Origin of the sequence: Streptomyces sp. CA-251387 (genome assembly GCF_050936625.1) — a bacterium.
In the GTDB taxonomy this organism is placed as follows: domain Bacteria; phylum Actinomycetota; class Actinomycetes; order Streptomycetales; family Streptomycetaceae; genus Streptomyces.
On sequence record NZ_JBNJMJ010000001.1, the window covers coordinates 5,407,345 to 5,432,609 of the forward strand.

A 25,265-nucleotide genomic window follows, 5' to 3' on the forward strand; every position below is an offset into this window, starting at 1 on the left:
ACCGTGAGCATAGCCAGTTTGTTCGGTGCAACCGGAGTCGAGAGGTTTGAACGCTGTGAACTCTCCGCGACCGTGTCGTTAAAGGACCGATTCGGCGGCCGGCCGGCCTCTCCGGTTCGCTGGTGGTTCTTGCGGATCTCCGTCACCGCCGTCGGCGCTCCCGTCGCGCGAGAATGGCTGACATGAGCCCTCTCTTTCGTCGCGGCGCGGCCAAGTCGCCCCAGGACCGGCTGGTCACGCTCATCCGCAAGCCCGGATGCCATCTGTGTGATGACGCACAGATCGTCATCGAGAAGGTGTGTGGTGATCTCGGGGTTCCCTGGGAAGAGAAAGACATCACCGAGGACCCTCAACTCCACGACCAGTACTGGGAGCAGATCCCGGTGGTCCTCGTCGACGGTGCCCAGCACACCTTCTGGCGCGTGAACGAAGATCGCCTCCGCAAAGCCCTGAGTGAGTAGTCCCCAGCACTGACCGACCAGTCCAACTGGGGCGGAAACTGGCTTAGGATCGACGGCGACTTGGTCTCGGGGGCGGGGATCGTTGAGGAGAGTGTGCGGTTTTGCCCCCAAGAGATGAGGAACGGTGGTGCGAATGCGCCGGTTCCACACCAGTGCGCCGGGCGTGCGTGAGCCCGGTCACGTTGGGCGGGCAAATCGGACACCATCTTTGTGCACGCGTTCACAAAGACATAGCCTGCTTTCGACGGGGCGGTCTGGGGACGACTGACCGCCGGCAGTCCCGCTCTACCCGCAGGAGCACCGTGGCAACTGGCCGAACTCACCGACCGGCGACCCGTAGCCGAGGGATTCCCGAGGCCACCGTCGCCAGGCTTCCGCTGTACCTCCGCGCGCTGACCGCACTGTCGGAGCGCTCGGTACCCACGGTCTCCTCCGAGGAGCTCGCGGCCGCGGCGGGGGTCAACTCCGCGAAGCTGCGCAAGGACTTCTCGTACCTCGGGTCGTACGGAACGCGCGGTGTCGGCTACGACGTCGAGTATCTCGTCTATCAGATCTCCCGTGAGCTGGGGCTCACCCAGGACTGGCCGGTCGTCATCGTCGGTATCGGTAACCTCGGTGCCGCCCTCGCCAACTACGGCGGGTTCGCCTCCCGTGGCTTCCGGGTGGCCGCGCTCATCGACGCCGATCCGGCCATGGCGGGCAAGCCCGTCGCCGGCATTCCCGTCCAGCACAGCGATGACCTCGAGAAGATCATCGAGGACAACGGCGTGTCCATCGGCGTCATCGCCACCCCCGCCGGCGCCGCCCAGCAGGTCTGCGACCGGCTCGTGGCGGCCGGGGTCACCTCCATCCTGAACTTCGCGCCGACCGTGCTGTCCGTCCCGGACGGCGTCGACGTGCGCAAGGTGGATCTGTCGATCGAGCTGCAGATCCTCGCCTTCCACGAGCAGCGCAAGGCCGGCGAGGAGGCCCACTCCGACGGCACCGCACCGGCCGCCGTCACCCGCGAGGAAGCCGACGCCGCCGCCGCATCCGCCGACCAGGGGCCCGACGGGGACGTACCCGCCGTGATGCCGGCATGAGTCTCCTCGTCGTAGGGCTGAGCCACCGCAGCGCCCCGGTCAGCGTGCTGGAGCGCGCGGCGCTGAGTGCGGACGCCCAGATCAAGCTGCTGCAGGACACGGTCGCCGCCGAACCGGCCGCCGAGGCCGCCGTGCTGGCCACCTGCAACCGCATCGAGCTGTACGCCGACGTGGACAAGTTCCACGCCGGTGTCGCCGAGCTGTCCACGCTGCTCGCCCAGCACAGCGGAGTGGGGCTCGACGAGCTCACGCCCTACCTGTACGTCCACTACGAGGACCGGGCCGTCCACCACCTGTTCTCGGTGGCCTGCGGGCTCGACTCCATGGTCGTCGGCGAGGGGCAGATCCTCGGGCAGATCAAGGACTCCCTCGCCAAGGCGCAGGAGCTGCACAGCGCCGGGCGGCTGCTGAACGACCTGTTCCAGCAGGCGCTTCGGGTCGGCAAGCGTGCCCACTCCGAGACCGGCATCGACCGTGCCGGGCAGTCGCTGGTCACCTTCGGCCTGGAACAGCTGGCCGCGGGCACGGACGTCACGGCGTGGGCCCCCGGCAAGAAGGCCCTCGTCATCGGCGCCGGCTCGATGTCCTCGCTGGCCGCCGCCACGCTCGCGCGTGCCGGTGTCGCCGAGATCGTCATCGCCAACCGCACCTACGACCGTGCCGAGCGCCTCGCGCAGATCCTGACCGAGGCCGGCGACCTGGACGTGCCCGCCCGCGCGGTACCGATGGAGTCGGTGTCGGTCGAGCTGACACGTGCCGATGTCGCCGTCTCCTGTACCGGTGCGACCGGCCTCGTCCTCACGGCCGAGGAGGTCGCGTCGGCGGTGGAGGGCCGTACCGGGCGGCCGGTCGCCTTCGCGGAGGGCGCGAGCGGCGGTCGTACGGCTGACAAGGCGCCGGCTCTCCGGACGAACGCCGACTCCGCCGACGTACGGCAGACTCCGCTGCCGCCCACCGGCGTCGGCACCGACGAGAACTGCCCGCTGGACCTCACCGCCGTGCAGGGAGGTTTCTCTGTGCTCGGGGAGGCCGCCGTCGCCGGTATGGACGCGGCCACGCTGGAGCAGCACGCGGCCTGGGCGGCGGGCAGCGCCGTCGACCGCCGTGAGGCCGCCCGGCGCAGTCCCGAGGCCGACGCCGAGCTGATCACCGCGCTCGCCGCGACCGTGGCCACGGTGGGCCGGATCCCCGAGCGCCGCAAGCCCGAGCCGGTCGCCGAGGCGCCCCGCCTCACGCCGGTCCTCTCGCTGCTCGACCTCGCCATGCCGCGCGACATCGACGCGGCCGTGCACCGGCTGGCCGGGGTGCGGCTGGTGGACATCGAGTCGCTGGCGGACGCTTCCGCCGACGCTCCGATGGCGGCCGACGTCGACCAGGTCCGCCGTATCGTCTCCGACGAGGTCGCGGCCTTCGGGGCGGCGCAGCGAGCCGCGCACATCACGCCGACCGTCGTCGCGCTGCGCACCATGGCCGCCGATGTCGTGGCCAGCGAGATCGCCCGGCTGGAGGGCCGCCTCCCGGGCCTCGACGACAAGCACCGCAGTGAGATCACGCAGACCGTGCGGCGCGTGGTCGACAAGCTGCTGCACGCCCCGACCGTCCGGGTCAAGCAGCTCGCGGCCGAGCCCGGCGGCGCCGGATACGCGGACGCACTGCGGACCCTGTTCGACCTCGACCAGGAGACGGTGGCCTCTGTCTCCCGGGCCGAGGACAGCACCGAGAAGAACCGAGGCCCACGATGACTCAGCAGCCACTACGGCTCGGCACCAGGCGCAGCAAGCTCGCCATGGCCCAGTCCGGGCAGGTCGCGGACGCCGTGCGCCGGGTGACCGGACGGCCCGTCGAGCTGGTCGAGATCACCACGTACGGCGATGTCTCCCGCGAGGCCCTCGCGCAGATCGGCGGCACGGGCGTGTTCGTCACCGCGCTGAGGGATGCTCTGCTGCGGGGCGAGGTCGACTTCGCGGTGCACTCCCTGAAGGACCTGCCGACCGCACAGCCCGAGGAGCTGATCCTCGCGGCCGTTCCCGAGCGGGAGGATCCGCGCGATGTGATCGTCGCGCGGGACACCCTGAAGTTCACCGACCTGCCGCGCGGTGCGCGCATCGGTACGGGTTCGCCGCGCCGGATGGCGCAGCTGAACGCGTACGCACGCGGCCATGGGCTGGACATCGAGGCGGTGCCGATCCGTGGGAACGTCGACACGCGGATCCGGTACGTGCACGATGGCGAGCTGGACGCGGTGGTGCTGGCCGCCGCCGGGTTGAAGCGCATCGGCCGGATCGATGAAGTGACCGATTTCCTCTCGGTCGACACTGTTTTGCCCGCCCCCGGCCAGGGGGCCCTGGCGATCGAGTGCACCGCGGACAACGCGGACCTCGTCGCCTCGCTCGGCGAACTCGACGACCCGTTCACGCGGGTCGCCGTCACCGCCGAGCGCTCACTGCTCGCCGCCCTGGAGGCCGGTTGCAGCGCCCCCGTGGGCGCGTTGGCCGACCTGTTGGCCGACGGGCAGATTGTCAAGGAAATGCGCCTGCGCGGCGTCGTCGGGACGACCGACGGCACCCGCATGGTGCAGCTGTCCACCACCGGTCCCGTGCCCGAGACGCACGACCAAGCGCTGGCGCTCGGTCGCGAACTCGCTACCGAGATGCTTGCCCAGGGCGCGGCCGGTCTGATGGGGGAGCGAGCACATTGAGCCCCACCACCCTTCCCGCCGCCGGTCCTGAACACGGGCACGTCACCTTCCTCGGTGCCGGACCCGGGGATCCGGGACTGCTGACTCTGCGCGCCGTCGAGGCGCTGGCGAACGCGGACGTACTCGTCGCCGAGCACGAGGTGCTCGACGTCGTACGCCAGCACGCCAGAGCCGGTGTTGCCGAAGTGCACACGGACACGGGTCCCCAGTCGGACGCCGCTCCGGGCACAGGCACGCCTCAGCTAGCGGTTGTTGACGGCGCGTCAACAACCGCTGGGCTACCCGCGGTGCGGGATGCCGCACATCTTGTCATGGAGGCCGCGCGCAGCGGCAGGCGGGTCGTGCGTGCGGTGTCCGGGGATCCCGGGCTCGACGCGTACGCCGCCGAGGAGATGCTGGCGTGCGCCGCGGCCGGCGTGCCGTTCGAGGTCGTGCCCGGTGTCGCCGCGGCCGTGGGTGTGCCCGCGTATGCCGGGGTGCCGCTGCGGGACGCGCAGGGCGCCGATGTGCGGTTCGTGGACGCGCGCACTGCTTCGGACCGGTGCTGGACGGAGGTGGGCGCGTCGGACGGGACCGTCGTCGTGTCCACGACGCTCGACTCCGTCGGTGCGGCTGCCGGTGAGCTGGTGTCCGCGGGGCGCAAGCCCGATACGCCGATGACGGTGACGGTCGCCGGTACGACCACGCGGCAGCGGACCTGGACCGCGACGCTGGGGACCATTGCCCAGACGCTGAAGCAGGCCAAGGTGCTGCCCTCGCCGGAGGGCGGGCGGCCGGTGATAGCCGTGGTCGGTGAGCGTTCCGCCGCCGCTCAGCGTGAGCAGTTGTCCTGGTTCGAGTCCAAGCCGCTCTTCGGGTGGCGGGTGCTCGTGCCGCGCACGAAGGAGCAGGCGGCTTCGCTCTCCGACCAGCTGCGGTCGTACGGGGCCGTGCCGCACGAGGTGCCGACGATCGCCGTCGAGCCGCCGCGGACGCCCCAGCAGATGGAGCGGGCGGTCAAGGGGCTCGTCACCGGGCGGTACGAGTGGATCGCCTTCACCTCGGTGAACGCGGTCAAGGCCGTGCGGGAGAAGTTCGAGGAGTACGGGCTCGATGCCCGGGCGTTCGCCGGGATCAAGGTCGCCGCGGTGGGGGAGCAGACCGCGAAGGCGCTGGTCGCCTTTGGAGTGAAGCCGGATCTCGTGCCGAGTGGGGAGCAGTCGGCGGCCGGCTTGTTGGAGGACTGGCCGCCGTACGACCCCGTTTTCGATCCGATCGACCGGGTGTTCCTGCCGCGGGCGGACATCGCCACGGAGACCCTTGTGGCCGGGCTCATCGAGCTGGGCTGGGAGGTCGATGACGTCACGGCCTACCGGACCGTGCGGGCCTCGCCGCCGCCGGCCGAGACCCGGGAGGCGATCAAGGGGGGTGGCTTCGATGCCGTTCTCTTCACGTCGTCCTCGACCGTGCGGAATCTGGTGGGAATCGCCGGGAAGCCGCACAATGTGACGGTGATCGCCTGTATCGGGCCTGCCACCGCGAAGACCGCTGAGGAGCATGGGCTCCGGGTGGATGTCATGGCTCCGGAGCCGTCCGTGCACAAGCTCGCGGAGGCGCTTGCCGACTTCGGGATGCGGCGGCGGGCGGCTGCGGTGGAGGCCGGGGATCCGGTTACTCGGCCGAGTGAGCGGCGGCCGGGGGCTCGGCGGAGACGGTCCACGACGTAGGTGGGGTGGCGGTGGGGGTTTTCGCCCCCGCCGCCCCAGACCCCTGCTTCGGCCCTGAAGGGGCCTTGTTCTCAAACGCCGGACGGGCTGGCTGTGTGGCCGAAGCGGAGCAAGTTGGCGGGGTCGTACGTGGACTTGTCCTTGCGCAGGCGGGCGTAGACCTCGGGGGTCCAGGCTCGGGCCCGGTCGGATTCGTCGCCCGGGGTGCCATGGATGTTGATCATGGTCCGGCCTGTGCCGTAGGGGGACATTGCCGTGTGCAGGGCGGTTGTGGCCTGTTCTATGGCCTCGGCCGCAGGCGGTGCGGCCAGGACGCCCATCGCTTCCAGGAGGTAGTTCGCGTCTCGGGCGCAGATCGCGTCCTCCTGGCGGGCGGGACGGGAAAGGGCGCCGCCCATGTGGCGGATCTCCACCAGGAGGAGCGGGCAGTCGGGGACCTCGGGGCCCACCTGGGAGAGGAATGCGGCGATGGCCTCGGGGGGCAGATCGCGCAGCAGGCTGCACGACTCGCGGGCCGGGAGCGGGTCCTGCGGCTCCATGTGGATGCGGTCCAGGGCGGTGTACGGCATGTCCTCGATCGTGTCGACCGCAACCGGTGCCGCCTCGCGGATCGGGGCCAGCAGGCGCTCTCCCTCGGCCGGGTCGCCGGGCCAGGCGATCGCGACGCGGGCCCAGAAGCCGCCGCGGAGGGGTTCGGGGATTTCCGGGATGGGGGGCAGGCGCAGGAGGGTGAAGGCGCTGCACATCTCGTCCGGGACTGTTCGGGTCCAGTCGGTCCAGGCGCGCAGGAGGGCCTCGGTGTGCTCGCCGGGGGAGTAGATGCCGCCGCCGAGGATCGTGGGGAGGGGGAGCAGCTCGCAGGTCATGGAGGTGACGATGCCTACGTTGCCTTTGCCGCCGCGCAGGGCCCAGAACAGTTCCGGTTCCTGGGCGGCGTCGCATTCCTGGAGCGCTCCGTCCGGGGTGGCGACCTGGAAGGAGCGGACCAGGTCCGTCGCGTAGCCGTAGGCCCGGCCCATGACGGGGAGACCGCCGCCCAGCGTGTAGCCGACCGCGCCCGCGTCCGTGGACGTGCCGCAGAGGGCGGCGAGGCCGTGGGGTGCGGCGGCGTCCAGGACGTGCCGCCACTTCGCACCGGCCGCGACCGTCGCGAGGCGCTCCTGCGGATCGATGCGTACGTCGGTCATGCGGGCCGTGCTGATGAGCAGGCCGTGGTCGATGGGGAAGTTCGCGCCGTGGCCCGTCGACTGGACCGCGACCGGGGTGCCGGTGGCCGACGCCCAGCGCAGGGCCGTCACTATGTCGTCGGCGCCCGTGGCACCCACGACCACGTCCGGGGTGTGCAACGCGGCCAGGTTGAAGCCGGTGACCTCCTCGGCGTAACCGTCCTCGCCGGGGCGCAGGACCGGGCCGTGGATCTCGGACAGGGCGAACAGGTCGGGGGTGTTGAGGTGGTGGGCGGCGGTCATCGCGTCCTCCGCGGTGCGCGTACGTACGGTACGGACGGAGGGACGGCGGCGGCGAGGCGGGAGGGGCGGGGCCCTCGGGCCGTCGGGCCGTCCGGCCGTCGGGGTCCTTGCCGTTCGAGCGGGCTTGCGAGGGTGTGAGGGCGTGTGCGAGGGGCTTGGTGGGTCTTCCGAGGCTTCTTTTCAGGATGGACCCGGGGGGTGAGGGGCGCATGCGGGCCGTTTCGGCGGTGCGGCCGTGCCGACGGCTCGTCGGCAAAGGTGCTGTCGCGGCGGGCGTAGCGTAGGTGGCATGACGACGTACGGATCCTTCCCCGGCACGCGGCCGCGGCGTCTGCGGACCAGCCCCGCCATGCGGCGCATGGTCGCCGAAACCAGGCTGCACCCCGCCGACTTCATCCTCCCGGCCTTCGTGCGCGAGGGCATCAGCGAACCGGTGCCGATCGCCGCCATGCCGGGCGTGGTCCAGCACACGCGGGACAGCCTGAAGAAGGCTGCCGCGGAGGCCGTCGAGGCCGGTGTCTCCGGGATCATGCTCTTCGGGGTGCCGGAGGAGGCGAAGAAGGACGCCCTCGGGACGCCGGGGACCGACCCGGACGGGATTCTGCAGGTCGCCATCCGGGATGTGCGCGCCGAGGTGGGGGACGACCTTCTCGTCATGTCCGACGTGTGCCTGGACGAGACCATCGATCACGGGCACTGCGGAGTGCTGGACTCCGAAGGGCGCGTCGACAATGACGCCACCCTGGAGCGGTACGCCGAGATGGCCCAGGTGCAGGCCGACGCCGGCGCCCATGTCGTGGGCCCCAGCGGGATGATGGACGGGCAGATCGGCGTCATTCGCGACGCGCTCGACCAGATCGGGCGGGAGGACGTGGCCATCCTCGCCTACACCGCCAAGTACGCCTCCGCCTTCTACGGGCCCTTCCGGGAGGCCGTCGCCTCGTCGCTGAAGGGTGACCGGAAGACGTATCAGCAGGATCCGGCGAACGCGCGGGAGTCGATGCGGGAGCTCGCCCTCGACCTCGAAGAGGGCGCCGACATGGTGATGGTCAAGCCTGCCGGGCCCTACCTCGACATCCTGGCCCGGGTCGCCGACGCCGTGGACGTGCCGGTCGCCGCCTACCAGATCTCCGGCGAGTACTCGATGATCGAGGCCGCCGCCGAGAAGGGCTGGATCGACCGGGACCGGGCGATCTTCGAGAGCCTGACCGGCATCAAGCGGGCGGGTGCGCGCAACATCCTCACCTACTGGGCCACCGAGGCGGCGCAGAAGCTGGGGCGCCAGTAACGGCCGTACGTCGTCTCGTCACCGTCCGTCCGACGCCGGGGGCGTCTCGGGCGTCTCGGGCGTCTCGGGCGTCCTGGGCGTCTCGGGTGTCGCCGGTGTCGTGGGTGTCGCCGGTGTCGTGGCGGTGGGGCTGGTCGGGGTGGACGGGCCCTCGTCGCGCAGGCCCTCGCCGTCCTCGCACGCGGTGAGCGTGAGCGCGGCGACCGCCACCAGCGTGGCGGCGAGCAGGGCGGGCGCTCGGTCGGCAGTGCCGCGATTCGAAGTGCCGCGATGTGTTGTCGGGCGACCGTGGCGCCGTCGTGGTTGGTCGCGCCCGCCCGGCGGTAGCCGGACATGGATGACAGCCCCGCGCCCCTGTGGGGCGTCGCCGGGCAGCGGCATGAGCCCGATCTGCTCAGTCGGGTGTGCGGACGCGGACATGCTGCGGCCCTCTCCGTGGGTGGGGGGTGGGTCTGGCCTCAGCCTGCGTGATCACTCGTCCCGGCCGCCACCTTCGGCCGGGATTTCGGGACGCCCGAGTGATGGGACGACGGCTGACCTGCGGGGATGGCGTGTCCCGCGGGGGTGACGTGGGACGCCGGAGGGGAGGAAGTCCGCCGGCGCGCGCCCCTGACGGGCAGGGTGGTCCGTATCCCGGAAACCTGCTTGTAGATGACATGTAGTTCTCTAGGCTGCCCGGCACGAGCCGTCACCACCCTCGTCGTCGCAGGCTGAAGGAGCCGTGTCATGACCGTCGTCGAACCCGCGCCCCACCCCCACCCCCGCCACACCGCCGCCGCCACGCCGCCGCTTGCCGCGCGGACCGGGGCGGTCGGTGGTTCGCCCGTGCGGGAGATCCTGGCCGTCACCGCCCGCCCCGAGGTCATCAACTTCGCGGGTGGGCTGCCGGCGCCGGAGCTGTTCGACCGGGAGGGCATCGCGGCCGCCTTCCATGACGTGTTCGCCGAGACGCCGGCGCAGGCCTTGCAGTACTCCACGACGGAGGGCGAGCCGAGCCTGCGGGCCGGGCTCGCCGCGCGCATGTCGGCGCGGGGTCTGCCCACGGACGCCGGCGACCTGCTTGTCACCACCGGCTCCCAGCAGGGCCTGTCGCTGCTCGCCACCGCGCTGCTGGACCCCGGGGACACCGTCCTCGTCGAAGACCCCTGTTATCTGGCGGCACTTCAGGCCTTCGGGCTCGCGGGAGCGCGGGTCGTGGCGGTGCCGGGAGACGCGGACGGGGTGGATCCGCGGGCGCTGGAGGAACTGGTGACGCGGGAGCGGCCCAAGCTCTTCTACACCGTGCCGACCTTCCAGAACCCGACCGGCAGAACCCTGCCCGCCGAGCGCAGGGCGGCCGTCGCGGAGGTCGCCGCCCGGTGCGGGGTGTGGATCGTCGAGGACGACCCGTACGGCGAACTCCGCTACGACGGTGAGCGCGTGCCCTGGATCGCCTCGTACCCGGGCGCCGAGGACCGCACGGTGCTGCTCGGCTCCTTCTCCAAGGTGATGGCACCGGGGCTGCGGCTGGGCTGGCTGCGCGCACCGGCCGCGCTGCGGCGTGCCTGTGCCGTCGCCAAGCAGGCCGCCGACCTGCACACCCCGACCGTCAACCAGCTCGCCGCCGCCCGCTGCCTCGCCGGCCTCGACGCCCACGTGACCCGTGTCAGGGACGTCTACCGCGAACGCCGCGACGCCATGCTGGCGGGGCTGGCCGAGGCGCTGCCGGACGGCTCGACGTGGAACCGTCCGCAGGGCGGCATGTTCCTCTGGGCCCGCCTGCCGGGGTCGTACGACACGACGGCCCTGCTCCCGAAGGTGGTGCGGCACAACGTGGCGTACGTCCCCGGCGCGCCCTTCTACGCCGGTGAGCCCGACCGGTCGACGCTGCGGCTGTGCTTCGTGACGCAGACGCCGGAGGAGATCGGGGAGGGGCTGAGGAGGCTGGGGGAGGGGTTGCGGGGTTGAGCCGACGGACGAGCCGCGCGGCGCGTCAGTCCCACCAGAAGTGCCAGGCCGGCTGGTTGAGGAGCTGGTGTGCGGCGTACGCGGTGAGGGTCGGGTCGCTGCCCTGCCAGATGTTGTCCGGGCAGAACGCGAAATGCTCGGCGGCCAGGGCCTCCGCCTCGGCGAGGGTGGTGGGCGGGGCGGCGACGGACACCAGCAGGGTGTCGAAGCCGAGCGCCACGACCCGTATGCCGAACCGGTCCTCCCAGGAGCGCAGCACCGCGGACAGGCGGCCGGTGTCGTTCTCGTGGTTCGCCGGGCCCATCCAGCCGATCGCCGTGGGGATGTCGGCGCTGCGGCGGGCCGGGACGAGGGCGAGACGGGGGTCCTTGAGGGGGCCGCCGCCGTCGAGGAGGGAGTCCACGATGTCGGAGGCGACGGACTCGGCGGGTTCGGCGGAGTCGGCGGAGCCGGCGGGTTCGAGGTCCGTGTCGTCGTCGGCGCCCTCGGTGCCGGCCAGGCCGGGCCAGTCCGCGTCCTCCTCCGCGTACTCGTCCCAGAACTCCTCCAGCACCTCCTCGGCGTCGTGATCCCCCGGGTACGACATCTCGCCGGGCATCAACTCCCACAGCTCCGGCCGGCCGTGACCCGCGCCGACGTCCAGGACGACCGGGAGCAGGCCGACGGACGGTGCCGTCCGCCGCAGCGCGGCCCAGTCGCCGGGAGCCGCCCGGTCGTCCGCCAGCCACAGCAGCGGCTCGTGCCACGGGCCGTCGACAGTCGCGTCGATCAGCCCGCCGGGTGGGAGCCGCAGACCGAGGGACGCGAGTTTCGGCAGGGGATTCGGAAGAGTCGCCATGCCGGGGACTCTAGGCGGTGGCACTGACAATGAGCGGCCCGCTCACCCCACCACCCGGCCGTCGAAGCATTCCCCCTCGCCGCCCGCAGTGGGCCGGAAACAGGCCCGCACGACGCTTCCGGGGCGGGCCGCGGTCATGGGGGTGTAGACGTAGGAGTCCGCGTCGACGGCGTCCTGCACCTCCGCGCTGCGGACGGGACCCGCGGGATCCTCAGGGCCGTCCTGACCCACCGCCGTCATCTCGATCCGGTCGCCGATCCGCGTCCCCCACATCCGGGCCCAACTCGTCCCGCACTCCTCGCTGTAGCGCAACTCCATCCAGGCTCCGCCGACCGTGCGGTGCTCGGCGAGAGTCGTCGGCGTGGCGCCGCACTTCATGTGCATCGGGTCCTTGCCCTCACAGACCGCACCCCGGCAGCGCGGCTCGGTCGCGGCCGGAGGCGGCGACAAAGACGACCGCGGTTCGCCGTCCCCGTGCGGCAGCAGGAGGGCCACCGCCGCCACGCCCCCGACCGCCACGGCACACACGGACGCGAGCACGGCCACGGCCGCCGCGGTCCGGTGCACGGCATCGGCGTCGGCATCGGCATCAGCAGCGCCACCGGCGCACGGGACCAAGAGAGAGGGAGCCGGAGAAGCGGGCGGAGGCGGAGACCCGGCTGGAGGGGAAGACGGAGGTGGGGGCCGGGACGAGGCCGGGGAGCGAGACGAGGCGGGAGTCGGGGACAAGGCAGGAGTCCCGGACGAGGCCGACGACGCCGGTCGGCGCCCTTCCGGCGGCCGTCCGCTCCGCCCGCTCCCCTCCGCCTCCGCGATCTCCCACAGCGCCACACAGCGCCCCTCCGGCTCGCCGGCGAGGCGGCACAGCTCCCGCACCGCGTCGCGCGGTGGCAGCGTCCTGCCGTTGAGGTAGCGGTCCCAGGAGGACTTGCTGAACGCGGTCTTCGCCGCGAGGCCGGCCAGGCTCAGGCCGGTGCGGGCCTTCAACTCCCCCAGCGCGGCGGCCAGTCGGGCCCGTGCCGGCGACGGTGTCGTCATCGCCGTAGTGCCTTCCAGGTGTGCGGCCCGACGATGCCGTCCACCACCAGTCCCGCCCGCTTCTGCAGCCGGCTGACCGCGCGTTCCGTCAGCGGGCCGAAGATCCCGTCGATGCCGCCCGGCGAGATGCCCGCCCTGCGCAGCAGACACTGCACCTCGGCCACCTCCTGCCCCGCGTGGCCGTACGCCAGGACGGCATCCAGGGTGCGGCTGTTGCCCGCGTACCAGAGGCCGTCGATCCGCTCGACCCGGCACACGTACGGGGGCTCCGAGCGCGCCGACGCCGGTGCCGACGCGGCGGACGTGGCGGGCCCGGCGGACGCGACGACGGGAGCCGCTGCTCCCCCTCCCCCGCCGCCGGCCAGCCGTACGACGAGCAGCACCGCCGTGCAGACGGCCAGCACCAGTGCCACGGTCCCCGCCACGAGCGCGATGCGCAGCGAACCCCCAGGGGCCCGCGCCCCGTTGACCCCGACCGACAGGAGCTCCGGCTCTGTCGCGATCGGTTCCGGTGCCGTCCGGGCCGATGCCGTTGCGTCCGGTACGGACGTGTCCGCGGCCGCCGCCGTCACGTCCCCGCGTCTCCTCGCCCACGCCTCCGCGGCGACCTCGTGCAACGCCAGCAACCGGGTCGGATCCTCGCCCCCCACCCGGGCCAGCGCCTCGACGGCTTCCCGGGGCGGCAGCGACCTGCCGCCCAGATACCGCTCCCAGGACTTCGGGCTGTACCCCGTCCTCCCCGCCAGCCGGCGCAGGCTCAGCCCGCTGTGGTCCTTCAGCCGGCGCAGCCGTACCACCAACTGCCGTACGCGCGGATCCAGATCCGCGGGCAGCGCTGCCCAACGCGACATGTTCCCCCCACTCGCGTTCACGGTCCGGGCCCGTGGTCCGTGGTCGGCGGCCCCGCGCCCGGTCGCATTCTGCATCAGCATCCACGGCCCGTAGCGGAAGCGGGTTCCCGCACCGGTAAGGAATCGGCCACCGTGCGCCACAGCCGTCCCGCCCTGGCGTCCCGGAGCTCGGCGTTCACCCAGGTCAGGGGGTGGGACGTCCCGCGATGACGTCGGTTCTGCGGCAACTGTGGCAACCCTCACCGCCCGCCCCGCACTCTCGTCTCGCCAGCCGGCGGCAGGGACCGCCACCGACCAGAGCGAGAGGGAAACGCATGCGACCGAATATCTGGACGAGGACCCTCGTCGGTGTCAGCGCCGTCGTCGGCCTCGCCGCCGGAGGCATCGCGACCGCGGGCACCAGCTTCGCCGCGTCGGAATCGAAGCCCGTCGCGAGCTCCGTGAGCTCCGACGTCACCGTCCTCGCGGTCAACAACCTCGGCCTGAGCACCACGGAGGCCAAGTACGTCCAGTGCTGGATCCAGGACTACTGGGGCTACACCGGCGCCCTGGACGGGCAGCTCGGCACCAACAGCTGGAAGGCGCTCCAGCGCTGGCTCAAGGCGCACTGGGGCTACAACGACAGCATCGACGGGATCGTCGGCCCGAACACCATCAAGGCCCTGCAACGTGACCTGAAGGCGTACCACGGCTACACCGGCGCGATCGACGGGATCGCCGGATCGGGCACCAAGGCCGCCTTCAAGGACTTCGCGGCGGACTCCAGGCAGTACTGCTAGCGCTCGCCGCGAACCGACCGCGGCCCGTCCTCCCTGCGGGGGAGAGGACGGGCCGCGCTCGTCACCTCAGATGCTCAGAGCCCCTCAGATGCTCAGAGCCGCTCGGGCGTCCGGATGCCCAGCAGCGCCATGCCCTGGTGGAGCGTGCGGGCCGTGACGTCGCACAGGAACAGGCGGTTCTCCACCTGCTCGGGCGTCTCGGCCTTCAGCACCGGGCACTTGTCGTAGAACGACGTGTACAGCGAAGCCAGCTGGTACAGATACGCCGCCATCTTGTGCGGGGCGTACTCCCTCGCCGCCTCGGCCACCGTCTCCGCGAACGCGTCCACGTGCAGCCCCAGGGCCCGCTCCGCCGCGTGCAGTTCCAGCTCCGGGTGCGCGGCCGGGCGTACGTCGCCGGCCTTGCGCAGGATCGACTGGATACGGGCGTACGCGTACTGGAGGTACACGCTCGTGTCGCCGTTCAGCGAGACCATCTGGTCCAGGTCGAACTTGTAGTCCCGGTTCGCCGACGTCGACAGGTCCGCGTACTTCACCGCGCCGATGCCCACCTGGGCACCCCGCTCGGCGATCTCCTCATCGGACAGCTGACCCTGGGTGTCCTTCTCCCGTACGACGGCCGTGGCGCGGTCGATCGCCTCGTCCAGCAGGTCCACCAGCCGTACGGTCTCGCCCTCACGCGTCTTGAACGGCTTGCCGTCCTTGCCGAGGACCGTGCCGAAGGCCAGCTGGTAGGCCTTCACGTCGTCGTTGAGCCAGCCGGCCTTGCGGGCCGTCTCGAAGACCATCTTGAAGTGGAGCGACTGGCGGGCGTCCACGACGTAGATGAGGCTGTTCGCCTTCAGGTTGAAGACCCTGTCCCGGATCGCCGACAGGTCGGTCGCCGCGTAGCCGTAGCCGCCGTCCGACTTCTGCACGATCAGCGGGACCGGGTTGCCGTCCGGGCCCTTGATGTCGTCGAAGAAGACGCAGAGGGCGCCTTCGGAGCGGACGGCCACCCCCGACTCCTCCAGGAGGCGGCAGGTCTCCGCGAGCATGTCGTTGTAGCCGGACTCGCCGACGATGTCGGGGTCGCGGATCTCCATGTCCAGCTTCTCGAAGACGGAGAAGAAGTAGATCTTCGACTCGTCCACGAACTTCTGCCACATGGCGAGGGTGTGCGGGTCGCCCGCCTGGAGGTCGACCACCCGGCGCCGGGCCCGCGTCTTGAACTCCTCGTCCGCGTCGAACTTCCTGCGGGCCGCCTTGTACAGGCGGTCGAGGTTCGACATCGCCTCCTCGCCGGAGACCTCCGAGGACTTGTGGTCCAGCTCGTGCGGGTGCTCGTCCAGGTACTGGATGAGCATGCCGAACTGGGTGCCCCAGTCGCCGATGTGGTGCCGGCGTACGACGGTCTCGCCGGTGAACTCCAGGAGCTGGACGACCGAGTCGCCGATCACCGCGGAGCGGAGGTGGCCGACGTGCATCTCCTTCGCCACGTTCGGCTGGGCGTAGTCGATCACCGTCGTGCCCGGGTTCTCGGTGTACGGGACGCCCAGGCGGCCGTCCTCGTCCGCGGCGCGGGCGGCGAGGTTCTCGGTGATCGCCTTGTCGGTGACCGTGATGTTCAGGAAGCCCGGGCCGGAGACCTCGATGTCCTTGATCACATCGCCGGTGACGACCTCGGAGACGACCTGGGTCGCCAGCTCCCTCGGGTTCGCCTTCGCCTTCTTGGCGAGGGCCAGGATCCCGTTGGCCTGGAAGTCCGCCCGGTCGCTACGTCGCAGCAGCGGGTCGACTCCGTCGGCCTCCGGGAGGGCGGAAGCGAGGGCGTCGGCGAGGTGCTGGTGGACGGAAGCGGTGAGGGACGTGACCGAGGCCATAGGAATGGGTGCCGTTCTCCTCGTGGGGATGGATAGACACGGTCAGTATCCCATGGGGGGTAAAGCGGATTTTGCGGCGAGCTCGGCGAGAGCGCCGCCCTGCTCTGAAAAGGCGTTTTCGTGGTTGCCGTCGGAGCTGGGAGAATGGAGCGGTCAGCCGTGTGACCGTACCGGCTGCTTCAGGAGAAAGAAGGACGTGCCGATCGTGGCTCAGAGCACCGAGACCACCGACTGGGTCTCCCGTTTCGCGGATGAGGTCATCGAGGAGTCGGAGCGTCGGGCCCCGGGCAAACCGGTCGTCGTCGCGTCCGGACTCTCCCCCTCCGGGCCCATCCACCTCGGCAACCTGCGCGAGGTCATGACCCCGCACCTCGTCGCCGACGAGATCCGGCGGCGTGGGTATCAGGTCCGGCACCTGATCTCCTGGGACGACTACGACCGGTACCGGAAGGTGCCGGCCGGTGTCGCGGGCGTCGACGAGTCCTGGGCCGAGCACATCGGCAAGCCGCTGACCTCCGTGCCCGCGCCGAAGGGCTCGGCGTACCCGAACTGGGCCGAGCACTTCAAGGCGGCGATGATCGAGTCCCTCGCCGAGCTGGGCGTGGAGTTCGACGGGATCAGCCAGACCGCGCAGTACACCTCCGGCGTGTACCGCGAGCAGATCCTGCACGCCATGAAGCACCGGCACGACATCGACGCCGTGCTCGCGCAGTACCGCACCAAGCCCAAGGCCGGTGCCAAGAAGTCGCAGAAGCCGGTCGACGAGGCCGAGCTGGAGGCCGCCGAGGGGTCGGGCGCGGCCAGTGAGGACGACGGCAGCTCCGGGTCCGCCGGGTACTTCCCGTACAAGCCCTACTGCGGCAACTGCGAGAAGGACCTGACCACCGTCACCTCGTACATCGACGACACCACCGAGCTGTCGTACACCTGCAACGAGTGCGGCTTCGCGGAGACCGTCCGGCTCAACGAGTTCAACCGCGGCAAGCTGGTCTGGAAGGTCGACTGGCCCATGCGGTGGGCGTACGAGGGCGTCGTCTTCGAGCCCAGCGGCGTCGATCACTCGTCGCCGGGGTCGAGCTTCCAGGTCGGCGGGCAGATCGTCGGGATCTTCGGCGGCAAGCAGCCCATCGGGCCCATGTACGCCTTCGTCGGGATCTCCGGGATGGCGAAGATGTCGTCCTCGCGGGGTGGGGTGCCCACCCCCGCCGACGCCCTGAAGATCATGGAGCCGCAGCTCCTGCGGTGGCTCTACGCCCGGCGCAAGCCCAACCAGTCCTTCAAGATCGCCTTCGACCAGGAGATCCAGCGGCTCTACGACGAGTGGGACAAGCTGGACGCCAAGGTCGCCGACGGGTCCGCGCTCCCGGCCGACGTCGCCGCGCACTCGCGTGCCGTGCGCACGGCCACGGGTGAGCTGCCGCGTACGCCGCGGCCGCTGCCGTACCGGACGCTCGCGTCCGTCGCCGACATCACCGCCGGGCACCAGGACCAGGCGCTGCGGATCCTCTCCGAGCTCGACCCGGAGAACCCGCTGGCGGCGCTGGACGAGGCGCGGCCCCGGTACGACAAGGCCGAGGCCTGGATCAACACGCACGTACCGGCCGACCAGCGGACGATCGTCCGGGACGAGCCGGACGTCGAGCTGCTGAAGTCCCTCGACGAGGCGTCCCAGCAGTCGCTGCGGCTGCTGCTCGACGGGCTCGCCGAGCACTGGTCGCTCGACGGGCTGACCCACCTGGTGTACGGCGTGCCCAAGGTGCAGGCCGGGTTCTCCGCGGACGCGACGCCCAAGGAGCTGCCGGCCGAGATCAAGACGGCTCAGCGGTCGTTCTTCGCGCTGCTGTACCACCTGCTGGTGGGGCGCGACACCGGGCCGCGGCTGCCTACGCTGCTGCTGGCGGTGGGACAGGAGCGGGTGCGGAAGCTGCTCGGGGAGTAAGCGGCACCGAACACAGGCGGCATGGAAAAGGGGCCCTCCGGTGAGGGCCCCTTTCTGCTGCGCGTCAGGCGATTGCGCGTCAGGCGATGTGGTCCTCTTCCAGCTCCGTGTTGAAGCGGTTCTGGAAGCGTTCCGTGAGGTTCTTCAGCTCACTGACGCTCAGCGTCGTGCCGTACGTCGCCTGGATGTTGTCGCCGAGGACCCGGGGCGTGGGGAAGCTGCCGTCGATCGACTGGCGGAAGACCTGGTAGTAGTCCTCCTCGTTCGGCTCGGGGGCCGGGGTGCCGCCGCCCTCGCCGAGCTGGCGCGTGCGGTTGCCGGTCACCGGGATCGGGAACGTGCCGGTGTCCTCCGGGGAGGGTTCCTGAGTGGGGGGTTCCTGCTGGTACTGGTCCTGGTACTGCTCCGCCTGGAGCTGTTCCTGGTACCACTGCTCGTAGTGTTCCTGGGGGTCGTACGCGGGGTTGTAGCTGCCGTGGTACTCGACCTGGCGGGGGGTGTTGAACCAGTCCTGTACGTATTCGGGCTGCTCGGCGTCCTGGTTGCCGAGCAGCTCAGGGCGCTGCTCGCTGGGAGGTGCCGCTCTCTGGGGGACGGGCGCCGCCGCAGCGGCACGACTGCCCGCAGCGGGAGCGGCTACGGCTACGTCAGCCACCTGGGCCGCAGGTGCCGCGTCCAAGGCCTGCTTCGGTGCCGGAGGGAGCAGGGCGGGCTCGATACCGGCCGCGGCCAGGCCTGCCGGAGCCGTTTCCGCCAGGGGCACCCCGTACCGCGCCAACCGCAGCGGCATCAGGGACTCCACCGGCGCCTTGCGTCGCCACGCCCGGCCGAAGCGGGAGCGCAGGCGGGCCTGGTAGACCAAGCGCTCCTGCTCCAGCTTGATGACCTGCTCGTAGGAGCGGAGCTCCCACAGCTTCATGCGGCGCCACAGCAGGAACGTCGGGACCGGCGACAGGAGCCAGCGGGTCAGGCGGACGCCTTCCATGTGCTTGTCGGCGGTGATGTCCGCGATGCGGCCGATCGCGTGGCGGGCCGCCTCCACCGACACCACGAACAGGATCGGGATCACCGCGTGCATGCCGACGCCCAGCGGGTCCGGCCAGGCCGCCGCGCCGTTGAAGGCGATCGTCGCCGCCGTCAGCAGCCAGGCCGTCTGGCGCAGCAGCGGGAACGGGATGCGGATCCACGTCAGAAGCAGATCCAGGGCCAGCAGGACGCAGATACCCGCGTCGATGCCGATCGGGAAGACATAACTGAAGTTCCCGAAGCCCTTCTTGACGGCCAGCTCGCGGACGGCCGCGTACGAACCGGCGAAGCCGATGCCGGCGATGATCACGGCGCCGAACACGACCACGCCGATGAGAACGCGGTGCATCCGAGTCAGCTGCGGTGGCCCGGCCACTCGTACTCCCCTCCCAGTGCGTGTTGTTGCGCGCAACAGGGTGGCACATCTGTGCGGCCTACGGATTCACGTACGGCACGAGCCCGGCCCCTGGTGGGGGCCGGGCTCGTGCGACAGACGGGGCTGAGCTGCGCGTTGTGACGCAGCGGTGGGGCAGGTGTGACGGTCAGCTCTTCTTCGACGCTGAGGTGGACGGGGACCTGGACGCCGTTTTCGAGGGGCTGCTGGACGGGGACTTCGAGGGAGACTTCGAAGCCGACTTCGAAGGGGTGCTGTTCGGCGTGCCCGCGCTGGCGCCGCCGCTGCCGTTGGCCTTCGCCACCGCGGCCACCGCTTCCTTGACCGCCTTCTGCGCCAGCTTGTTCAGGGTGTCCGCGCTCGGGGTCTTGTCACCGGCCAGACCGGCGCCGTTGTAGTCGAGCGTCACGACGACGTTCTCCACCCGGGCCACCACCGTCTGCTGCTTGAAGGCGCCCTCCTTCTTCTTCAGGTCGTAGCGCACCGCCGTCGCCTCGTCGCCCACCCCGGCGACCGGCTCCGACTTCACGTTCTTAGCGCCGCTCACCGACCGGGCGTCCTGGACCTGCGTCTCGTAGTAGTCCCGCGCCAGCTTGTCGGCCGACCCGCGCGTGACGTCCGAGTCGAAACGCAGCAGGGAGACGTTGAGCCAGCGGAACTGCGAGCCCTTCACGCCGTTGTTGTCGAGGCTGCTCCAGGAGCAGGAGCCCCGCGTCGAGACGTCGTCCGACGAGCCCTTCTTGCCCGACTTGGCCTTCGGGACCAGGTCCTCCAGCGTCTTCTTCGCCAGCACCTTGCACGGCTCCGGTAGCGACGCGTACGCGGCCGCCTGCACCGTCGGCGACGGACTCGCGGACGCCGACGCCGAGGCCTTCGCGCTGCTGTCGGTGGCGGCGTCGTCCGAACCGGAGTCCGAGGAACAGCCCGCGGCTATCAGCATCACGGGGACGACGCCCGCGCAGACAAGGACGCGGTGAAGCCCCTTCACCCGCTGCTCACGCTGCTCACGCCGGTCACGCTGCTCTCGCTCTGCTGCTCGCTGCATGGTTCCTTCACTCATGACTGACACTCGTGGTTCCTGCGTCGGATCGGGTCCGAGGGGCCACGGTACGCGGTGAAGAAGCTGTGTGGTCTCGTTTCGGTTACGTCGCACACAGGCGTACGAGGGTGAGCGAGGGGCGCTACTCCGCCAGCGCGTCCGCCAGTTGCGCGGCCAGATTCCGGGCCCTGTCCTGCATTTCCTCACTGTCCGGGACCGCACCGACGGTCGCCGGCTGCTCCTCGTACACGATCCTCACGATCACGTTGGACGTGCGGAACGCCACAGTCACCGTGCGCTGCTGAGCCGTCGAACCGGAACTGCTGAGCTCGTCGTCGAGGAACGCCTCGTCCCCGAGATCGTCAAGGACACGCGGCTGAAGCTCGGCCGGGGGCACGCCGTCGGTCGAGCTGGAGGCGGAGGCATCGGGGGAGGTGGAGGAGGCGGAGGAGGAAGAGGACGAGCTGGACGAAGCGGACGTAGACGTCGAAGTCGACGGGGAGGGCGAGCCGCTCGGACCGGCGGACGAGCCCCCTTCGGTGCTCTCGGCAGCCGCGGCACTCGCGCCGCCGTCGACGGCACCGGAACTCGTCGGCGCGGGAAGGTCGGCCGCCTCCCGCTGCGTCGCGAAGAGCTGCTCCGCCTCGCTGTCGTCGCTGACCGTCTTGTCGTACGACACCACACGCTCGAAGTCGACGAAGAGATGATCCGTCGCCTCCGTCGACTCCACCTTCCAGCGGCAGCCGACCTTGCGATCCGTGTCGAACGTCAGCGTCGGCGTGCCCTCGTACGCCTTCTGGCGCTGCTCCTCGTCCGTGAGCTCGTTGATGCCGGGCAGCAGCGCGTCGAGCGTGTCCTCGCCGACCACGCCGCACGGTTCGGGCAGCGTGCGGTACCGGCCGGGCTCGGCCGCCGCGGTCGCCGTACTGGAGCCGCCGGGGTTGGAGTCGTCGGTCGTACCGCCGTCGTCGGAACTTCCGGTGCAGCCGGCCAGCAGCGCCGCGAGGAGCGCGGCGACGCCGGATACGTACGCCTTCCGCTGCACGGTCAGGCTCCTCTCGACGGTGGTCGTGTGGCCGGTGCGTTGCCGGTCTCCCAGTGTCCCCGCTGGTTATTCGCTTGCTGCGCGGGGGCGCTCCCTGGAGACAATGTGTATCGCACGCACTGCCGTGGACGCCGGTCCGTTGTCCCATTTAGCCGACCTGGCGCCGGTTTTGCGATTTCAGACTTGTGTTTTGTTTCCGGGGGATAGAGGGCGATATGTCGTACGTGGAGATGCCGGGCGCCAAGGTGCCGATCCGTATGTGGACCGACCCGGCGACGGTCGAGGACGTGGCCCTGCAGCAGCTGCGCAACGTCGCGACCCTGCCGTGGATCAAGGGCCTCGCCGTGATGCCGGACGTGCATTACGGGAAGGGCGCGACGGTCGGGTCCGTCATCGCGATGCGGGGGGCTGTGTGTCCTGCGGCGGTGGGGGTGGACATCGGGTGTGGGATGTCGGCGGTGAAGACGTCGCTGACGGCCAATGATCTGCCGGGGGATCTGTCGCGGCTGCGGTCGAAGATCGAGCAGGCCATTCCGGTGGGGCGGGGGATGCATGACGATCCCGTCGACCCGGGGCGGATGCATGGGTTTGCCACCGCGGGGTGGGACGACTTCTGGGGGCGGTTCGACGGGATCGCGGACGCGGTCAAGTTCCGTCAGGAACGTGCCGGAAAGCAGATGGGAACGCTCGGCGGGGGCAACCATTTTGTCGAAGTGTGCACGGATACGGCCGGTGCTGTGTGGCTGATGCTGCACTCCGGTTCCCGGAACATCGGCAAGGAACTGGCCGAGCATCACATCGGCGTAGCCCAGAAGCTCCCGCACAACCAGGGCCTGGTCGACCGTGACCTCGCCGTCTTCGTGGCGGACACCCCGCAGATGGCGGCGTACCGGAACGACCTGTTCTGGGCGCAGGAGTACGCCAGGTACAACCGCACGATCATGATGGCGCTCCTGAAGGACGTCATCCGTAAGGAGTTCAAGAAGGCGAAGCCGACCTTCGAGCCCGAGATCAGCGCGCATCACAACTACGTGGCCGAGGAGCGCTACGACGGCATGGACCTGCTCGTGACCCGTAAGGGCGCGATCCGGGCGGGCTCCGGCGAGTACGGGATCATTCCGGGCTCGATGGGCACGGGTTCGTACATCGTGAAGGGTCTCGGGAACCCGATGTCCTTCAACTCGGCCTCGCACGGGGCGGGTCGGCGCATGAGCCGGAACGCGGCGAAGCGGCGGTTCTCGACGAAGGACCTGGAGGAGCAGACGCGGGGCGTGGAGTGCCGTAAGGACTCCGGTGTCGTGGATGAGATTCCGGGGGCGTACAAGCCGATCGAGCAGGTCATCGACCAGCAGCGGGACCTGGTGGAGGTCGTGGCGAAGCTGAAGCAGGTCGTCTGTGTGAAGGGCTGATGCGAGAGGCCCCCGGCCAGAACCGGGGGCCTCACTCATCTCAGCGACCGCTTGTGGGTCACCCGAGCCGCTTCTCCAGCAACGTCACCGCGTACGGGCTGCCCAACCCGCCGTCCTTCGCCCGCTGTTCGCCGACGACCGTGTAGCCCGCCGCCTCGTAGTACGCGCGCAGGCGTGGGTTGGAGGCGAGGCAGTCGAGGCGGGCGTAGGGGCGGCCCTCGGCTGCGATGCGTGTCTCCGCCTGGGCCAGCATCGCGCGGCCCGTGCCGGGTGGGGCCGTGTGAGGGGTGGTCATGAGGCGGTGGATGTAGCCCGCGTCGGGTGGGCGGGGGCCCCAGGCCGCGGGGTCGGTCCACCAGAGTTCCCAGGCGCCGGCGACATGGCCGTTCGCGTGGGCCAGCCAGACCTCGCCCTCCTCCATGCGGTGGCGGAAGTGGGCCTCGTCCTTCTCGCCGGGGCGCCATTGGTCGATTCCGCGGGCGAGTTGCCACAGGGCGGCCGAGTCGCGGAGGTGGACCAGGAGGGCGGCGTCCGCGGGGGCGGCCTTGCGGTGGGTCAGGGGTGGCCAGGTGGTCGGGGATGGTTCCAGGAGGTGGGTGCGGAGGGTTCGGGCGAGGGAGGGTGCGTCGAGGCCCAGGGTCTGGGTGACGTAGTCCTCGATCGAGCCGTGGTGGGTGGTGAGGGACGACAGGAACAGGCGCATCACCGCCTCCGGGGCTCGGCCGTAGCCCGGCCATGTCGGTTCGCGGCCGTCGTGCTTCGCCCGCCAGTCGGCGAGCAGGGCCGGGGCCGCCAGCTCTGTGAGGGTGAAGTCCTCGATGACCGTGCTCTCGTCAACGCCGAGCAGGCCCAGGACCAGCGCCGCCAGCAGGCCCGTGCGGTCCTTGCCGGAGGCGCAGTGGAAGACCAGGGGTTCGTCCGACTCGGCGGATTCCGCGACCAGTTCCAGTGCCCTGCGGATCTCCTTCGTGCCGTCCTGCGCCACCTCCATGTAGCGCTCGGCCAGGTAGGGGCCGACGTCCACCTCGGGGCCCAACGCCGCCTGGTTGTACGGGCGGTGCTCGATGCTCAGGTTGTGGTACGTGAAGGAGGCGTCGTCCGGGATACGGCCCCGCTCCTCGATCTCCCACGGGTAGCGCAGGTCGATCACCGTGCGGATGCCCAGGGAGCGGAAACGGGACCAGTCCGGGGTGGCTTGCGCCAGCTTGCCCAGGGAGTCCGCGCGGTAGAGGCGGCCGGGACGGATGCGGCGGCCGTCCCCGGCGCGGTAGCCGCCCAGGTCGCGGAAGTTGTGCAGGGCGTCGAAACGTATGTGTCTGTCCACGCTGCGTGACCCTACTTCGGTGCGTGCGTCACCGCGTAGATCATCACGAACGCCACGATGTGGATGCCGAAGAGGAAGTAGCCGAGCCACCACCACATCTGGCGTTCGTCGTGCGGGCCCTGACCTTTGCCTTTGCCTTCGCCCTTGGCCTTGCTGCCGTCTCCGCCCTTGCCCGCCGTCACAGTTCCCTGTGCACCTTCGTGTTGGACGCCTGGGCGCGGGGGCGGACGACCAGGAGGTCGATGTTGACGTGGCTGGGGCGGGTGACCGCCCAGGTGATCGTGTCGGCCACGTCGTCGGCCGTGAGGGGCTCGGCGACGCCCTGGTAGACCTTCTCCGCCTTCTGCTTGTCGCCGGCGAAGCGGGTGAGGGCGAACTCGTCCGTCTTGACCATGCCGGGCGCGATCTCGATGACGCGGACCGGGAGGCCGACGATCTCCAGGCGGAGGGTCTCGGCGAGGACGTGGGCGCCGTGCTTGGCGGCGACGTAGCCCGCGCCGCCCTCGTAGGTGGCGTGGCCCGCGGTCGAGGACACGACCACGACCGTGCCGTCGCCGCTCGCCTCCAGCTTGGGGAGCAGGGCCTGGGTCAGGTTCAGGGTGCCGATGACGTTCGTCTCGTACATCGTGCGCCAGTCGTCCGGGTCACCGGTGGCGACGGGGTCGGCGCCGAGTGCGCCGCCCGCGTTGTTGACGAGGACGCCGATGGTCTTGAAGGCCGTGGCGAACTCGTCGACCGCGGCGCGGTCGGTGACGTCCAGCTGGTACGCCGTCGCGGAACCGCCGGTCGCGTTGATCTCTTCCGCCAGCGCCTCGATGCGGTCTTTGCGGCGGGCGGTCAGGACGACGCGGTATCCGGCCGCGGCGAGCTGCCGTGCCGTGGCGGCGCCGATTCCGCTGCTCGCACCGGTGACGACGGCGATGCGGGAGGCGGCGGACGGGGCGGCGGTGGGCATGGCTGCTCCTCGTGCGTGGTCGGGTCGAGTCGAGCGTGGTCGAGTCGGAAGACTGTCCGGCCAGGATAGGCGGGCGCTGCGGTGCGACAATGAGATGGGTGATCCCCTGGAGCGG

22 protein-coding genes are annotated in these 25,265 nt (G+C 70.7%); 10 read left to right on the forward strand and 12 right to left on the reverse strand.

Annotation, left to right across the window (positions count from 1 at the left end):
• The first annotated feature begins 173 nt into the window (after positions 1-173).
• The 5 genes from ACQEV2_RS24200 (at position 174) to ACQEV2_RS24220 (ending at position 5,947) form a co-directional block, all read left to right on the forward strand.
• Positions 174-461, forward strand: a complete 288-nt coding sequence (locus tag ACQEV2_RS24200) for a glutaredoxin family protein (RefSeq protein ID WP_433045191.1) — start codon at positions 174-176, stop codon at positions 459-461.
• 302 nt (positions 462-763) lie between these two features.
• A complete protein-coding gene (locus tag ACQEV2_RS24205) occupies positions 764-1,543 on the forward strand; it encodes a redox-sensing transcriptional repressor Rex (protein WP_433045194.1) in 780 nt (259 codons plus the stop codon).
• Complete coding sequence (locus ACQEV2_RS24210; RefSeq protein ID WP_433045197.1) at positions 1,540-3,285, forward strand: glutamyl-tRNA reductase; 1,746 nt, start codon at positions 1,540-1,542, stop codon at positions 3,283-3,285. The genes ACQEV2_RS24205 and ACQEV2_RS24210 overlap by 4 nt, the downstream gene beginning before the upstream one ends.
• A complete protein-coding gene (hemC, locus tag ACQEV2_RS24215) occupies positions 3,282-4,241 on the forward strand; it encodes a hydroxymethylbilane synthase (RefSeq protein WP_433045200.1) in 960 nt (319 codons plus the stop codon). The genes ACQEV2_RS24210 and hemC overlap by 4 nt, the downstream gene beginning before the upstream one ends.
• The gene (locus ACQEV2_RS24220; RefSeq protein ID WP_433045203.1) at positions 4,238-5,947 is read left to right on the forward strand and encodes a uroporphyrinogen-III synthase; all 1,710 of its coding nucleotides are present in this window, start codon (positions 4,238-4,240) and stop codon (positions 5,945-5,947) included. The genes hemC and ACQEV2_RS24220 overlap by 4 nt, the downstream gene beginning before the upstream one ends.
• A gap of 71 nt (positions 5,948-6,018) precedes the next feature.
• On the opposite strand, the gene ACQEV2_RS24225 is transcribed toward ACQEV2_RS24220, so the two are convergent.
• Complete coding sequence (locus tag ACQEV2_RS24225) at positions 6,019-7,416, reverse strand: FAD-binding oxidoreductase (protein ID WP_433045206.1); 1,398 nt, start codon at positions 7,414-7,416, stop codon at positions 6,019-6,021.
• A 289-nt stretch (positions 7,417-7,705) separates the two neighbouring features.
• Between ACQEV2_RS24225 and hemB the strand changes: the two genes are divergently transcribed.
• Positions 7,706-8,704 (forward strand): porphobilinogen synthase, encoded by a 999-nt coding sequence (hemB, locus tag ACQEV2_RS24230; protein WP_433045209.1) that lies wholly within the window; start codon positions 7,706-7,708, stop codon positions 8,702-8,704.
• A gap of 18 nt (positions 8,705-8,722) precedes the next feature.
• Here hemB and ACQEV2_RS24235 read toward each other — a convergent pair whose 3' ends face one another.
• Entirely contained in the window at positions 8,723-9,124 is a 402-nt protein-coding gene (locus ACQEV2_RS24235; protein WP_433045212.1) for a hypothetical protein, read from the reverse strand.
• Positions 9,125-9,430: 306 nt separating this feature from the next.
• Between ACQEV2_RS24235 and ACQEV2_RS24240 the strand changes: the two genes are divergently transcribed.
• Positions 9,431-10,651: a PLP-dependent aminotransferase family protein gene (locus ACQEV2_RS24240; protein WP_433045215.1), complete on the forward strand. Its 1,221-nt coding sequence runs from the start codon at positions 9,431-9,433 to the stop codon at positions 10,649-10,651.
• 25 nt (positions 10,652-10,676) lie between these two features.
• On the opposite strand, the gene ACQEV2_RS24245 is transcribed toward ACQEV2_RS24240, so the two are convergent.
• The 3 genes from ACQEV2_RS24245 to ACQEV2_RS24255 are packed head-to-tail and all read right to left on the reverse strand — an operon-like array spanning position 10,677 to position 13,378.
• Positions 10,677-11,489, reverse strand: coding sequence for a DUF4253 domain-containing protein (locus ACQEV2_RS24245; RefSeq protein WP_433045218.1), 813 nt, complete (start codon positions 11,487-11,489; stop codon positions 10,677-10,679).
• A 42-nt stretch (positions 11,490-11,531) separates the two neighbouring features.
• Positions 11,532-12,527, reverse strand: coding sequence for a DUF2690 domain-containing protein (locus ACQEV2_RS24250; protein WP_433045221.1), 996 nt, complete (start codon positions 12,525-12,527; stop codon positions 11,532-11,534).
• Positions 12,524-13,378: a peptidoglycan-binding protein gene (locus ACQEV2_RS24255; RefSeq protein ID WP_433045224.1), complete on the reverse strand. Its 855-nt coding sequence runs from the start codon at positions 13,376-13,378 to the stop codon at positions 12,524-12,526. Before ACQEV2_RS24255 ends, ACQEV2_RS24250 begins: the two co-directional genes overlap by 4 nt.
• A gap of 314 nt (positions 13,379-13,692) precedes the next feature.
• Between ACQEV2_RS24255 and ACQEV2_RS24260 the strand changes: the two genes are divergently transcribed.
• Entirely contained in the window at positions 13,693-14,157 is a 465-nt protein-coding gene (locus ACQEV2_RS24260; protein ID WP_433045227.1) for a peptidoglycan-binding domain-containing protein, read from the forward strand.
• Between the two features lie 92 nt (positions 14,158-14,249).
• Here ACQEV2_RS24260 and argS read toward each other — a convergent pair whose 3' ends face one another.
• Positions 14,250-16,019, reverse strand: coding sequence for an arginine--tRNA ligase (gene argS / locus ACQEV2_RS24265; protein WP_433045230.1), 1,770 nt, complete (start codon positions 16,017-16,019; stop codon positions 14,250-14,252).
• A 196-nt stretch (positions 16,020-16,215) separates the two neighbouring features.
• Here argS and lysS point away from each other — a divergent pair, with 196 nt between their 5' ends.
• A complete protein-coding gene (gene lysS / locus ACQEV2_RS24270; RefSeq protein ID WP_433045233.1) occupies positions 16,216-17,958 on the forward strand; it encodes a lysine--tRNA ligase in 1,743 nt (580 codons plus the stop codon).
• Between the two features lie 79 nt (positions 17,959-18,037).
• On the opposite strand, the gene ACQEV2_RS24275 is transcribed toward lysS, so the two are convergent.
• The 3 genes from ACQEV2_RS24275 to ACQEV2_RS24285 form a co-directional block, all read right to left on the reverse strand.
• Positions 18,038-19,333, reverse strand: coding sequence for a DUF2637 domain-containing protein (locus tag ACQEV2_RS24275; RefSeq protein WP_433045236.1), 1,296 nt, complete (start codon positions 19,331-19,333; stop codon positions 18,038-18,040).
• Positions 19,334-19,526: 193 nt separating this feature from the next.
• Positions 19,527-20,423: a DUF3558 family protein gene (locus tag ACQEV2_RS24280; protein ID WP_433045239.1), complete on the reverse strand. Its 897-nt coding sequence runs from the start codon at positions 20,421-20,423 to the stop codon at positions 19,527-19,529.
• Between the two features lie 136 nt (positions 20,424-20,559).
• Positions 20,560-21,462 carry a DUF3558 domain-containing protein gene (locus ACQEV2_RS24285; RefSeq protein WP_433045242.1) on the reverse strand — a complete coding sequence of 301 codons (903 nt, stop codon included), beginning with the start codon at positions 21,460-21,462 and terminating at the stop codon, positions 20,560-20,562.
• A gap of 215 nt (positions 21,463-21,677) precedes the next feature.
• Between ACQEV2_RS24285 and ACQEV2_RS24290 the strand changes: the two genes are divergently transcribed.
• On the forward strand, positions 21,678-22,871 hold the full coding sequence (locus ACQEV2_RS24290) for an RtcB family protein (protein ID WP_433045245.1): 1,194 nt from the start codon (positions 21,678-21,680) through the stop codon (positions 22,869-22,871).
• Between the two features lie 58 nt (positions 22,872-22,929).
• Here ACQEV2_RS24290 and ACQEV2_RS24295 read toward each other — a convergent pair whose 3' ends face one another.
• The 3 genes from ACQEV2_RS24295 to ACQEV2_RS24305 are packed head-to-tail and all read right to left on the reverse strand — an operon-like array spanning position 22,930 to position 25,150.
• Positions 22,930-24,195 (reverse strand): GNAT family N-acetyltransferase, encoded by a 1,266-nt coding sequence (locus ACQEV2_RS24295; protein WP_433045248.1) that lies wholly within the window; start codon positions 24,193-24,195, stop codon positions 22,930-22,932.
• An 11-nt stretch (positions 24,196-24,206) separates the two neighbouring features.
• Complete coding sequence (locus ACQEV2_RS24300; RefSeq protein ID WP_433045251.1) at positions 24,207-24,377, reverse strand: hypothetical protein; 171 nt, start codon at positions 24,375-24,377, stop codon at positions 24,207-24,209.
• Positions 24,374-25,150, reverse strand: a complete 777-nt coding sequence (locus tag ACQEV2_RS24305) for an SDR family NAD(P)-dependent oxidoreductase (RefSeq protein WP_433045254.1) — start codon at positions 25,148-25,150, stop codon at positions 24,374-24,376. The genes ACQEV2_RS24300 and ACQEV2_RS24305 overlap by 4 nt, the downstream gene beginning before the upstream one ends.
• Positions 25,151-25,265 lie beyond the last annotated feature (115 nt).